The 12,808-nt window shown below is 51.1% G+C and carries 13 protein-coding genes; 7 read left to right on the top strand and 6 right to left on the bottom strand.

Annotation, left to right across the window (positions count from 1 at the left end; all coding sequences use genetic code 11):
* The first annotated feature begins 9 nt into the window (after nt 1–9).
* Nucleotides 10–174, top strand: coding sequence for a hypothetical protein (locus tag SynROS8604_RS07680; RefSeq protein ID WP_186543525.1), 165 nt, complete (start codon nt 10–12; stop codon nt 172–174).
* 9 nt (nt 175–183) lie between these two features.
* Here SynROS8604_RS07680 and SynROS8604_RS07675 read toward each other — a convergent pair whose 3' ends face one another.
* Both SynROS8604_RS07675 and SynROS8604_RS07670 read right to left on the bottom strand, forming a co-directional pair.
* A complete protein-coding gene (locus SynROS8604_RS07675) occupies nt 184–564 on the bottom strand; it encodes a hypothetical protein (protein WP_186543524.1) in 381 nt (126 codons plus the stop codon).
* Between the two features lie 15 nt (nt 565–579).
* On the bottom strand, nt 580–1,914 hold the full coding sequence (locus SynROS8604_RS07670; protein ID WP_186543523.1) for a cytochrome P450: 1,335 nt from the start codon (nt 1,912–1,914) through the stop codon (nt 580–582).
* Between the two features lie 788 nt (nt 1,915–2,702).
* Between SynROS8604_RS07670 and SynROS8604_RS07665 the strand changes: the two genes are divergently transcribed.
* Complete coding sequence (locus tag SynROS8604_RS07665) at nt 2,703–4,172, top strand: class I adenylate-forming enzyme family protein (protein WP_255444930.1); 1,470 nt, start codon at nt 2,703–2,705, stop codon at nt 4,170–4,172.
* A gap of 189 nt (nt 4,173–4,361) precedes the next feature.
* Here the strand turns inward: SynROS8604_RS07665 and SynROS8604_RS07660 are convergent, their stop codons facing one another.
* Nucleotides 4,362–4,745, bottom strand: a complete 384-nt coding sequence (locus SynROS8604_RS07660) for a hypothetical protein (protein ID WP_186543521.1) — start codon at nt 4,743–4,745, stop codon at nt 4,362–4,364.
* 299 nt (nt 4,746–5,044) lie between these two features.
* Here SynROS8604_RS07660 and SynROS8604_RS07655 point away from each other — a divergent pair, with 299 nt between their 5' ends.
* The 5 genes from SynROS8604_RS07655 to fghA all read left to right on the top strand — a co-directional run bounded on the left by SynROS8604_RS07655 (nt 5,045) and on the right by fghA (nt 9,723).
* Nucleotides 5,045–5,608 carry an ureidoglycolate lyase gene (locus SynROS8604_RS07655; RefSeq protein ID WP_370586490.1) on the top strand — a complete coding sequence of 188 codons (564 nt, stop codon included), beginning with the start codon at nt 5,045–5,047 and terminating at the stop codon, nt 5,606–5,608.
* 75 nt (nt 5,609–5,683) lie between these two features.
* Nucleotides 5,684–7,060 carry a cytochrome P450 gene (locus SynROS8604_RS07650; protein ID WP_186543520.1) on the top strand — a complete coding sequence of 459 codons (1,377 nt, stop codon included), beginning with the start codon at nt 5,684–5,686 and terminating at the stop codon, nt 7,058–7,060.
* 121 nt (nt 7,061–7,181) lie between these two features.
* Nucleotides 7,182–7,547: a DUF2834 domain-containing protein gene (locus SynROS8604_RS07645; RefSeq protein ID WP_186543519.1), complete on the top strand. Its 366-nt coding sequence runs from the start codon at nt 7,182–7,184 to the stop codon at nt 7,545–7,547.
* 167 nt (nt 7,548–7,714) lie between these two features.
* A complete protein-coding gene (locus SynROS8604_RS07640; RefSeq protein ID WP_186543518.1) occupies nt 7,715–8,827 on the top strand; it encodes an S-(hydroxymethyl)glutathione dehydrogenase/class III alcohol dehydrogenase in 1,113 nt (370 codons plus the stop codon).
* Nucleotides 8,828–8,844: 17 nt separating this feature from the next.
* On the top strand, nt 8,845–9,723 hold the full coding sequence (gene fghA / locus SynROS8604_RS07635; protein WP_186543517.1) for an S-formylglutathione hydrolase: 879 nt from the start codon (nt 8,845–8,847) through the stop codon (nt 9,721–9,723).
* Between the two features lie 79 nt (nt 9,724–9,802).
* Here fghA and SynROS8604_RS07630 read toward each other — a convergent pair whose 3' ends face one another.
* The 3 genes from SynROS8604_RS07630 to SynROS8604_RS07620 form a co-directional block, all read right to left on the bottom strand.
* The gene (locus tag SynROS8604_RS07630) at nt 9,803–10,270 is read right to left on the bottom strand and encodes a DUF411 domain-containing protein (protein ID WP_255444929.1); all 468 of its coding nucleotides are present in this window, start codon (nt 10,268–10,270) and stop codon (nt 9,803–9,805) included.
* A 291-nt stretch (nt 10,271–10,561) separates the two neighbouring features.
* Nucleotides 10,562–11,656, bottom strand: coding sequence for a type III polyketide synthase (locus tag SynROS8604_RS07625; protein ID WP_186543515.1), 1,095 nt, complete (start codon nt 11,654–11,656; stop codon nt 10,562–10,564).
* Entirely contained in the window at nt 11,647–12,807 is a 1,161-nt protein-coding gene (locus tag SynROS8604_RS07620) for an NAD(P)/FAD-dependent oxidoreductase (RefSeq protein WP_186543514.1), read from the bottom strand. Before SynROS8604_RS07620 ends, SynROS8604_RS07625 begins: the two co-directional genes overlap by 10 nt.
* Nucleotide 12,808: the final 1 nt, after the last annotated feature.

The raw sequence follows: 12,808 nt of genomic DNA, 5'->3' as shown, positions 1-12,808 counted from the left end.
AGACCTGGATTGTTTGATCTAGCGCCGGTTCAAGCAAAACTTCTCACCGAGCCTGTCCGTTACGCCGTGCACTCTCCTAGTGCTTTCCCTGGAGATGCTGGAGCAGTCCCTCCCGTGGCCCAGTGGACTTATCGCATCATCCAGAGGGATGAGGCTGCCAATTTCGAGCTCTGATGGGAAGCCTCATGTATCGAAGGTCGTTTGTGTTTGCGCTGATCTCCATACCGAAAGCAGAATGCAGGCGATGGCAAGCGGCAGGTACCAGCCTCCTGGACCTAAAACTCCACCAACCGGGTGGAGTCCTAGATGGATCAGGATGCCAATGAGTGCAGCCAATACGGCAATGCCTGCCATGACGATTGGCCGCTGCAGGCATCTCCCTTCGATCGCCGAGTGAATTTTGGGAAGGCTCCGGCAGGCGACGGGAACGATCAGAAGCAATAGGGGCCATCCAGATTTGTTTTCTGCTGCACCGATGAGAGGAGCCAGCCAAAGAAAGCCGATCAAGGCGCGGTAAAGGTTGTCAAAGATGCCGCGTTGTCGAGCAGAGAAAGTGATTCGCAAGAGAATTGGCGGAAATCAAGGACGACGTGAAACTATTTTCAATCTCACAGGAATTGAAGGCCCAAGTGTGAAGCCACGCCGTCGTGGTTTGTTTGTACGATCACTGCTTAGAGTGAGTTTGAATTGATTATTGAGTAGCAACTTTGATAAAATCAATTTCATTTCATAGAGCGCTAGAGCTGCACCGATGCAGCGTCGAGATCCTCCGCCAAAAGCTAGAAATTCATGGGGCCCATAGGTTCGATTCATGAAACGATCGGGATCGAATGTTCTTGGGTTGGGATAAAGATCAGAACGTTCATGGACGGCTTGAATACATGCCATCACGACATCACCCGAGTGGAAGGAATACCCTCCCAGAGTGATCGGGGCTTCGATTCGACGAGGAAACGTCAGCATCGCTACCGGATGAATACGCAGCACTTCATTGACGACTGCGGAGAGGTAAGGAAGCTTCGCAATCGCTTCTGGATCGGAGCGGTCGGCTAAACCATTGAGTTCATCCATCGACCGTTCCAGGACCAAGGGATTTCGATGGATCCAGTAGAGCGCCCAGGTCAGAGCAGTCGCGGTGGTTTCGTGTCCTGCAAACAAAAGCGTCAGCAATTCATCGTGTAATTCATCGTCGTTGAGCCCTTGGCCATGCTCATCCCTGCAAGACAACAGCAGGCTGAGAATGTCAGCCGGCATATTTTCTTCATTACATTGAGCAACGGCTCTGCGCCGTGAGGCGATCTCTGCAAGCAATAGCCGTCGGATGGTGGCATCTGCAGCCTTGATCCTTCCTCCAGGACTCCATGGACCAAGGTTTTTGCGCAGAAAAGGGAAGAACAACAGCAAAGATCCAAATGGTCCGGAGCGAATACTGATGCTTGATGCCAGTGAGTGCTCAATTCGTCGAAACGTCTCCCCTTCATACAGGCCGAAAACGGCGGTCAGGATCACTCTCATGGTGATGCCTTGCATTCGTTCACGTGCGTCAAAGGCGTCGCCGTCTTTCAGATCCTTAAGGGTTTGCTCTGCTAAGGCAGAAATCAGCTGTCCGTAGGCCTTAAGGCGTTCTCCATGAAATGGAGGAGTAAGCAATTTTCTTCGCTGGCGGTGTATCGCAGGTGCGAGCAAAATAATCGAGTGTTGGCCGACCACTTGAGACAGCAGGCCGTTTAATTGGCCTGGTGCACTGATACAGCGACCGCCGTCTTCGTTGATGAGATCCTTAATGACTGATGGATCGCTGATCAAAACCTGCTGAGGAGGCAATGTTGGAGACATTTTCACGCGTATGACACCGCTATTGTGCGTAAAACAACGACGGTAGTAGGCAATCGGCTTAAGAATTGCTTCCAGCATCTGCCAATGGGGAGCAATTGAGAGTGTCGGAATTTTATTTATCTCCTCGCTTTGAGAATGACCTTCAATGACTGATTGGTTCATTTAGTACTATGTAGAGGTTGCAGATGTGACTATTGGAGTTCAATCTGTCATCTTAAATTGCATTAGGCAGGTTTTGATCAGAACTCCGTTGCCAGTGCATCAGTATGCAGACAGCTGATAGGCGTCAATGCTTTCAGCTGTTGTTGCATTCGAATTTTAGTTGCGGTTTTCATGGTTGCAACCATTGACGCAGTCATCGAGACAGCTCTCTGCTCTAATCAAAAACTCTGCAAATACTCAGGAAAGTCTTGGATTTCGATAAGTGTCGTTAAGGCTTTATTTGTATTTATGTTCATTGTTGAGAATAGTCTTAAGCCATGCGTTAGAAGTAGGGTACTGATTGCTGGGATACAAATCTAGCTTGACTAAAAGTAATTGATTTCAATGATACAGTGTTGTTTGATTGGTTTTGGCTCCGGGGAGAATGACACACTTTGCAATCTAGAGAGTGTTCATATTAAATTTCTTAGTGTTTCAGGTCGATTTAATCTTGAATCTCGATGATCGGGAGAGGATCGATGCAATGATAAATTTAAAATAAGGTCTTGACTGAAATTGGTCGTCTACAGCCGCGATCAGCGCAGATTCTGTTTGTTGAAACTATGACGCATGCTATTAATGCCACATATTGAGTTGTTGCTTTGAAAGTCTCCGGTCGATTCCTTGCTGAACCAATCGTACTCAACGATCCCCTCCGGCCAGCTTTGAGCCGGGATCCAGATGCAGTGGCTCTGCATGATCTAAACCGCAGCATGAGCTGGGCTGAACTTGAGCAGTCTTGTCATGCTCTAGCCAAGCATTATTTGAGCATTGGACTTTGCTCTGGTGACCGAATTGCTTCACTGATGCCTAATAGTTTGGAGTTGTTGATTCATTATTTAGCCGGTTTGCGCTGTGGACTTGTTTTAACGCCACTAAACTATCGCTATACCGTTCCCGAAATCAACCACGCTCTTGATGTGAGTGGTGCTCGATGTCTGATCTATCACTGCGAACGTCAGACTGATGTTGATGCCAGCAATGTTCCAACGGCCTGCGATCTTGGATGCATCACGACGAATGATTATGGATTCGTATCAGAGTTGAGTCAAGACTTTGCTGACCTTTCCTTACCACAAACAGAGCATGATCCCGATCAGCCTTGCTTCCTGTTTTTTACCTCAGGAAGCACCGGAAAACCGAAGGGTGTTACCCACACACGGCAAAGCTTGGGCTGGATGTTTTCTTCTGTTCTTGATGTCACTGGCTTACAGCCTGGTGAGCAATATCTCGCTGGTAGTTCCTTATCCCATATCGCTTCATCAACGTTTGCTTTAGCTGCGTTGTGCCGTGGTGCCTCTGTTCTGGTGCCTAACAATCTCAGTTGTAGCTGCCTCGAAACCTTGCTGCGCCAGCACCATCCCCAGGTTGTGTTGGCCTTACCTGTCACGTTGTTCAGTCTTGTGCGCGATGAGCGTTTACAGCGCAGCGACTTTTCATCGGTTCGCCTTTGCATCAGTGGTGGAGACAAGGTCAACCATCAGTTGCATGTGGAGTTTGAACAGGCCACTGGACAGCGGATTGATGAGTGTTACGGCATGAGTGAGATTGGCTTTGCAAGCCTCTCCCCGATTGATGGTGAAAATCGGATTGGGTCTGTGGGCAAAATGTGCCCTGGTTTTGAAGGCTGCATCCGCTCATCCGATGGACGAGAGCTGAGTTTTGGTGAGGAGGGTGTGCTCTGGGTGAAGTCACCAACGTTGACCGTCGGATATTGGAATAATCCTGCCGCTACCGCAGAAACCATTCAGAAGGGTTGGCTCAATACTGGAGACGCGATGCGTCTCGATGATGATGGCTATCTCTGGTTCTGCGGACGTCGAAAACAAATCATCGTTCACGATGGATCCAATATTTGTCCCCAAGATGTGGAGGAAGCCTTGATGGAGCATCCAGCTGTGGACCAGGCAGGTGTGATCGGAATTGAAGACGACGTGCATGGACAAAATGTGCATGCTTATGTGTCCTTCAAAACGGGATGTTCAGTACCCACTATTCCAGATTTAATTTCCTTCACCCGTGATCGCGTGGGATACAAGGCTCCGGAAGTCTTGCAGGTTCTCCCTACCCTTCCCCTGAATTCTGTGGGAAAAATCAACCGCGTGGCTCTTCATGCCCTCATTTCTAAGCATTAAGACTAAGATCTAGAACCCATTCCTTAATGGTTTCTCGCCTGTCTGCAGGAAGTCGATAACAGGGGTCGAATATCTTCTTTTCTTTAAGATTGATTGATCAGAAGTATCTTAGTCTATAATAAATAAATAAATAAATAAATAAATAAATAAAAACACCCGTATCCTTTAAGAGCTTTTTAAATTGTTGTGTTACGAGCCCGATGTAACCATCGCTTTAAATGCCTCATTGCCCGACTCATCGGCGAGCTCTGTCAATAGTGCTTTGCTGTCTTCACCGAGATTTTCAAGGGTCTTCGCCGTATAGTCATAGTTATCAAAAATGGTTTCTACCGACCAGATATAATCATTTTCAATGGCATAGCTACAAATACTTTTTACAACTTCGTCTTGAGTGGCCCTAATCCCTTTGTCCCACAAGTCTTTAACGATCAAGTCCACCGTAACGGTCCCTTCAAGCATTGGGTCGAGATCAAATACCAGTACACAGCCGAGTTCATTGAAGGTTTCAACCCAGGCACTGTTGGTTTCTAGGCAGCCCTTGATAATGGAATGAGCCTCTTGTTTTGTGGTCACTTGAAACCAGTCAGATCATTTATTAATAATGCATCAACCCAGGCTTTGCCTTGATGTTTCAGAAATATTTTGTTCGCAATGTCTGACAAATCCATCCAAGGCGGAGACAATGCGATCACGACTTGGATCTTCAAGCCGTAAGCCTGGTTCGTAGGACCAACACTTGGAGCGTCACTGTCAAGATTTTGATGAAAGTTTGTGTTTCATGACAGGGAAGATCCTTCCTCTGCATCAGGATTGATTTGGATTGTTGGAATGTTTAGATCAGAGAAATTCGTAATCATTTTAGGTTTGGCTGAATGGCCGCCCTCCTCACCAGTTTTTGGCTGAATCCATCAGAAAAGATCGAGAATGAGCTAGAGCTACTGAGGAGAGAGCAACGCGTCATGACTGCAGCGACACTGGCCTCACTCCCCTTGCAGAACTGCAGTTTTGAGCGGTTTGGCACTGCGATCATCCCGGTGGATGACATGACGCCCCATCGCGACACCGACGCAACGCTCAAATTTGAGGGGTCTGACCTGCGCTACTACGTCATGCGTGTACGTCAAAGACCGGCGGTGTTGGCGAGCATGACCCGCCATCAGCGGGCCACCCAGTGTTTAGGTTCAGCCGATGCTCAGCCTTGGTGGTTGGCCGTAGCCGCTCCAGCGCTCCAACCTGAAGAGCTCTGTGCTGCATCTGTGCAATTGGTGGAGGTCCTCCCGGGTGAAGCTGTGCAGCTTCATCAGGGCACTTGGCACGCTGGGCCATTTTTTCAGGCCCCAACGGCCTTGTTTTACAACCTAGAGCTGGGAGATACCAATCTCACCGATCATAATTTTCATGCTCTTGCTGCTCCCATCAGCCTGAAGTTGGATTGATTCATTCCCTCCAGGAATCGAGTCCGAGTGCAGTCGATCTGCTACTGATGATCCCTTGGTAAGCGATCGAAGCGAATGAGCACCACCAATGGCTTGCGTCCGCTTCCCTGCAGAACGGGTCCGTTGATCGGGGTGCGCGAATCCATCGCCTACCTGAGGGATCCTGATGGGTTTATCGCAGAACGCCATCAACAATTTGGTCCTGTATTTGGAACAACCCTCTTCTTTCGACCGACGGCTGTGTTGGGTGGTCCTGAAGCGGTGGAGCAGTTCATTCGTCTCGAGAGCAGCATCAGTGAAAGCGCCTTACCTCCTGCCTTCACAGCACTGCATACCGCCGATGGTGCTTTAAATCAGGCTGGTGAGAAACATCGTTCCACGCGGCGTGGTTACGCCGCCCTTTTCAGCCCAAGCAATCTGGAGTCGTACCTCCCTGGGATCAACCGCAGCATGGTGCGGTTCACTGCCGACATTGCTCAGCGCGAAAGCACTTTTATAGCCCTGGAGGCAAAGCATCTTTGTCTCAATCTCTATGCCGAACTCTTTGCTGGTGAATCGTTAACAACAAAGGAGATCGAAGCCTTTATCTCTTACAACGATGCTCTTTTAAGTCTGAGCAAGCAGCTTCCATCCTTTCGTCGGGGAGAGAAGGCGCTAGCTGAGCTTCAACAGAGCATGCACGGGCGCCTGGAAAAACATCGACGCGGTGAACTGGACGGGGCTTGTTTCAGGATTTTTACTGACAATCTCGATGAATATGGCCAGCCATGGAGCGACGAGCGCATAGCGACCGCCACGGTGTTGATGGTTTGGGGGGCCTACATCGAAGTTGCCTCCCTAATGGCCAGTTGTTTGATTCAAACAAGACAGCGTCCCGATGTGAGGGATCGGATTCTCAAGGAAGCCTCGATGCACAATTTGGAGAACCCTGCCAGCTCTAGCCACCTCTCTGCATGGGATCTTCCCTTCGTTCAGGGAGTGCTGCGCGAATCGCTTCGATTAATCCCTCCGGCCGGAGGTGGTTTCAGGTTGACCTCTGAGGACATTGAGGTTTCCGGTTACAGCATTCCTGCGGGCACCGTCGTGACGGCCGACCCGCGGATCGGAAACAGCATGTCGGCACTGTTTCCGGAGCCTCAGTCGTTCACTCCAGAACGCTGGATGCGTGACCCAGATGGCAACAACAACCTCAATCCCATCCGTGGATGCCCTTTCGCAGGCAGTGCCCTGCGCCTTCCCAAAGAGGGTTGGTTCCCTGGGGGGATCGGCAAACATGGTTGCCCAGGCTTGCCATTGGCTGAGCTGAGCGTGAGGGTGTTTTTGGTTCGCTGGATGCAAACGATTCAGAATTGGGAGGGGGCTTCAGAGCAGACTGCAGCGATTCCTTACACCCTTGTTCCGATTCGAATTCCCACAGATGCCTATCGCTTGAACGTTGTATCTTCACGCTAGCCGTTGTCATTCAGGGACTCTCGTTGAATCGTTTTGTTTGTTTGATGCCAGGATATTTTGTAGCGTATGTACTGATTAAGTTCTCGGCCTATGAGAGATTAGATGTTGTCTCTTTGTGAGTATGGCCAAGCTACGCCTGTTCATTTATGCCGCCACCGCATTGGCTGGAGTGGCTTGGCCCTGGTATTGCATCTACCAGTTTATTCAAGAAACGGAAGCTTTAGGCCTAACCGACCCCCTTGCAATTGTTGACCTGTTTTCTCAAGGCGTTTGGGCGAATGCTTCCGCCGGTTTCATCGCGGCCGACCTGACTCTCGTTCTGATAGCTGCCTTTGCATTCATGGTTGCTGAGGCATTGAGGCTCAAGATGAAATATTGGTATCTTTACTTTGTAGCTACTTTTGGAATTTCCTTCGCCTTTTCATTCGGACTCTTTATGTTTAATAGGGAGCGTAATTTAATGCGTTCGTCCCATGTATCAGGTTAGCCATCGGTTTTAATTCCTCTCCCCTAGCTGGTTTTTAGGCTTCTGCTCACGGAGGCAGGAAAGGTGCCTTGTCTTCGCTCTGTCGGGTCTGTTCTGAATTGCACTGCGCCTGCTGACGTGCAGATCATCAGCGCGATGATGGTTGAAGACTCGTCTCTGCTTCGCCCATGATTCGCTCCAGAGCTGCGGTGGCATGGGCTCCAGGCGGGCCCTTGGATGTCACAGAGATCGATGTGGCCCCACCCCGCGCAGGCGAAGTGCTTCTGCGTGTGGTGGCGACAGGGGTTTGTCACACAGACGCCTTCACGCTGTCTGGTTCAGATCCAGAAGGTTTATTCCCTGCGGTGCTGGGGCATGAAGGTGGAGCCGTTGTTGTGGAGATCGGTGAAGGCGTGACCTCCGTCGCGGTAGGCGACCACGTGGTCGCCTTGTACACGCCCGAATGTGGGCGTTGTCGTTTTTGTCTTTCCGGGAAGACGAACCTGTGTCAGGCGATCCGTTCAACCCAGGGAAAGGGGGTGATGCCCGATGGCAGCAGCCGTTTTTCACGTGATGATCAGATGATTCATCACTACATGGGAACGTCGACATTCTCTGAGTACACCGTTCTGCCGGAGATTGCCGTTGCCAAGATCAACCCTGATGCGCCTTTGGACAAGGTGTGCTTGCTTGGCTGTGGTGTGACCACGGGGATTGGTGCGGTTCATAACACGGCCAAGGTGGAACCTGGCAGCAGCGTGGCCGTTTTTGGTCTTGGTGGCATTGGCTTGGCGGTGATCATTGGTGCGGTTCAGGCCGGAGCCGAGCGGATTATTGGAATCGATCTCAATCCCGCAAAGTTCGCCATCGCCGAACAGCTTGGAGCCACCGAATGCATCAACCCCCGCGACCATGCGGCCCCAATCCAAGAGGTTTTGATTGAACGCACCGATGGTGGAGTCGACTACTCCTTTGAGTGCATTGGCAATGTGGATGTGATGCGTGCCGCACTGGAGTCATGCCATAAGGGCTGGGGTGAATCCACCATCATTGGTGTGGCGGGAGCTGGCCAGGAGATCAGCACCCGGCCGTTTCAACTGGTCACCGGCAGGGTGTGGCGCGGCTCTGCTTTTGGAGGGGTTCGTGGACGCAGCCAATTGCCCGGTTTTGTGGAGCGCTATCAAGCGGGGGAGATTCCTCTCGAGAGCTTCATCACCCACACCATGGAATTGAAGGACATCAACCGAGCTTTTGAGCTGATGCACGCGGGCGAAAGTATTCGCACGGTTGTGCACTTTTAGCGGAGCGTTGAAAAGGAATGGAATTGATCAGCAGCCAACGTTGTTTTAACGGTGAACAACGCCGCTATCGCTTGCAGTCTGCGCAGCTGAAGGGCAACAGCACCGTGGGTGTGTTTTTGCCTCCGAGTGCTCTCAAAGAGAATGCGGCATCTGTGCCGGCATTGATTTGGCTGTCTGGACTCACCTGTAGTGATGAGAATTTCGTGCAGAAGGCCGGAGCCCAGAGGCGAGCTGCTGAACTAGGCCTGGCCTTGATCACTCCCGATACCAGCCCAAGGGGAGAGGATGTTCCCGCCGATCCCTCGGGCCAATGGGATTTTGGTGATGGCGCCGGTTTTTATGTTGATGCAGACCAAGAACCCTGGTCTGAGCACTACCGCATGCATAGCTATGTCCTGGAGGAACTTCCTTCACGGCTTTGCGCTGAATTGCCCCTTGATCGTCAGCGTCTAGGCCTATCCGGCCATTCGATGGGAGGCCATGGCGCCTTGGTTCTTGGTTTGCGGCATCCAGACAGCTTTCAATCCATATCAGCAGTCGCTCCGATTTGCCATCCCAGCCAATGCCCCTGGGGGCAAAAAGCATTTGGTTATTTTTTTGGCACCAGCCCTGAAGCACAAGCCCGATGGCGCCATTGGGATGCCGTCGCCTTGTTGGAGGATGGCTATCACCGAAAGGATCAGCTTTTGGTTGACCTGGGCTCAGCTGATCCCTTCCTGCAAGAACAGTTACGTCCAGAGGATTTGAGGAGTGCCGCCGCCAACCACCACCAACCACTGGCGTTATTGATTCACGAGGGGTACGACCACAGCTATTTTTTCGTCGCAAGCGTGATTGATCGCCACCTAGATCATCATGGGCGAGCGCTTGGTTTATTGGGTAAAGGGAACAAATGATGATGAACAGATCACCTGATGATAAATAATCGTTGAGGGATCGTGATGAAGATCCTTTTGAAAGAGATCCCCTAGAGCTTCACTGAGGTCTGATTGGATCAAAAACAGTAGTCGTGCCGTCTTGGGCAATCGCAAGAACATCAAAGGCTTCTGGTGATACGCCGGCTGTTTCCATGCCAGGAGATCCCATGGGCATTCCAGGAGCTGCGAGTCCTCTGATGTCAGGTCGTTCGTGCAACATTTTTTTGATGGATGCTGCGGGAACATGCCCTTCCACCACATAGCCATCCACGATGGCCGTGTGGCAAGACGCCAGCTCCTCGGTGATGCCATTGGCTTGTTTGAAGGCGTCCATCGCATTGATCACCTTGTCTTGGATTGGGAAGCCTGCTGCTTCAACGTGTTCAGCCCACTTTGTGCAGCAACCACAGCTCTCAGATCGATAAATGGCGATCTCGGGGAGGGGCGTCGCAGCCAATGGTGTTGCTAGGCCATCCCTCAGCTGAGCATCAGCAGGAACTGGCAGGATGGTGAAAAATAGAGCCATCAAAAACCCTAAACAAATCCGTTCCATCTCTATCTGCTCAGCAACGTTCCAATGATAATAAGTGAAGGCTCTTCTATGATCCTCGCTCGTTGTTTTGAAGGCTATTTTACAGTCCTTAATCCTTAATATCCGAATAAACAGAACGTCCATCGAAATGGAACATCAATTTATTTTGAACATCAATATATTTTGAATGTCAATGTGGTTTGAACACCAATATCAGGATCGACCACCTCGATACGATCTGGATCCCAAGGAAGAAAAGAGCTTAAATCGTTGATAGCAAGGCCTCTATAACGTCATCAAGGCGACTTCAGCACATAATCCTGGCCCGAAGGCAAGGGCGACGCCTGGTCCATGACAATCATCTTGACGCATATGGTCAAGCACAAACAAAATAGTGGCTGAAGACATGTTTCCATAGCGACTAAGAATATGTTTGGAATGAGCAAGTTGATCCTCTCTGAGAGTCAATGATTCAGCACATGCTTGAAGAATTCTTGGACCCCCAGGGTGAATAGCCCAATGTTGAATGGCATTGAGATCGATGCCACGGGCCTCCAGCCATTGGCTAAGCCATGGTTGCAAGGTCGTCGCAATCGCCTTTGGTACTTTTGGGGATAAGCCCATGGAAAAGCCATGATCTCCAATCTGCCAATGCATTAAATCGCGGGTTTCCGGAATCACCGTGGATCCAGATGCCTCTAGCAACAGTCCTGTTGAACTCGATCCCGGTGAGGTGGATTCAGCATGCGTCGCGACCAAAGCGGCGGCACCATCGGCAAATAATGTGTTGGCCACAACATGTTCAGGATTCCAGCCATATTGCAAATGAAGACTGCATAATTCCACGGCGCAAAGCAGAACCACCGCTTCGGGATCAGCTTTGACAAAGGCGTGGGCGACGCGTAAACCGTTGATTGCTGCATGACACCCCATGAACCCCACATGGGTCCGTTGGACATCGGGCGGAAGCTGAAGTTGATCAATGAGATCACAATCAACGCCGGGGGCATGAAATCCCGTACAGCTGATCGTGATCAGATGCGTGATTTGTTGAACAGAGATTGGTGACTCATCCAGTGCCCGTTGGCATGCTTTGAGCGCCAATGAGGAGGCATGCAGTCGAAACGCCTCCATCCGTAAGGCCGTGTTGGGGCTATCAACCCCATAAAACGGCAAGCGCTGATGGATTGTTTGCTGTGGATCGCCAGTTAATAAAACACTTCCCCTGGTTTCCACTTGTGATCGCCTTTGAATGCGGCGTACGAGCGAGGCTCGCTCGGGATGATCTGCGCTGACCCATTCAGACAGTGTTGTTGACTCTGTTTGATTGACGGATTGCGTAGGGACTGCGGTCGCGAGCCCGAGAACACTCAGTGGCATGGCTCACCTAAAGGCGTTGGCAGCTTGACCTCGTTCAGGTTGGAGATGATCTGTTCAGACAGTGAGGGCCAACGTCTGATCAGTTCAAATAACACGGTTGTGAGGGCGGGGCGTTTCAAGACGGTGGATAAGGCTCGGCAGACCGATTGCCGCCTGCCGATGTGCCATTGAAGAGCTTTTTTCCAGCGCGCTTCTAAATCGTCGCTCCAACCTTCCAGTCCTTCCAGAACGAATGGCACTGCTGCTGCGCCTGCCGTTAAGGCCCAAGCCATCCCTTCACCGGTGAAGGGCTCGACATAACCTGCGGCATCGCCCATCACAAGAAAACGTTCTCCAGCTACCTCGTCTGAACTGCGGCTGAGCGCTGGAGTGAGTTGCCAGCGTTGACCTTGTTCCAGGGCCGCCGGCACTGGAAATCCCGCCTGTTTTAAAACATTCTGAGCGGCATCAACGGCTCCTTGTCCCTTGGAGAGGACGTGGCGATCAAAGGCTCCTGCAAGATTGAGCAATCCATCTTCCCGGCGCACTAAGCCCACATAGCCCTGGTCACCAATCGCCATATGAATGGCTCCCGCGGGGTAGTGAGAGGTTTCATCATCAACGACGCAGCCGGCACCATGTCTTGATTGCTTGCGAATCCTGCTTTGTCCTGCTTCGTTTTTGGGAAGGCAACGCTGGGACAGGCCAGCGGCCACAAGCACAACCCGTGCTTTGACAGAACGGCTCGTTCCACTGTGATGGTTTTTTAGGCGCACGCTCCTGTACCCAGGGCTTGCTGACTCAACTTGGGCTGTCATCTCGAAGCGTGCTGATGCTCCAGCGCTCATGGCTGCATCGATGAGGGCTTGATCGAATCGTTCCCGCGAAAGCGCAAAGCCATCTGGTAGAGCCAATGATGTTTCACGTCCACGCAGTCCAAGTCTCAAGCTTTGCAGTGCTTGCCCGCCACAATCCACAATCAAGTTGTTTTGACCTCGCGAACTCAAAATGGCTTGAGCCTGATTGTTGAAACAGCATCCACAAACTTTCCAACGCGGGAACGCGCGTTGTTCAACGAGCAACACGCGCAACCCTCGTTGTGCACAATCCAAAGCAGCCAGACCTCCAGCAGGCCCACCACCAATGATCACAACATCCCACAGTGTTTGCATC

Origin of the sequence: Synechococcus sp. ROS8604, from assembly GCF_014279655.1 — a bacterium.
Classification (GTDB): Bacteria; Cyanobacteriota; Cyanobacteriia; order PCC-6307; family Cyanobiaceae; genus Synechococcus_C.
This window is presented reverse-complemented; position numbering and strand designations above follow the sequence as displayed.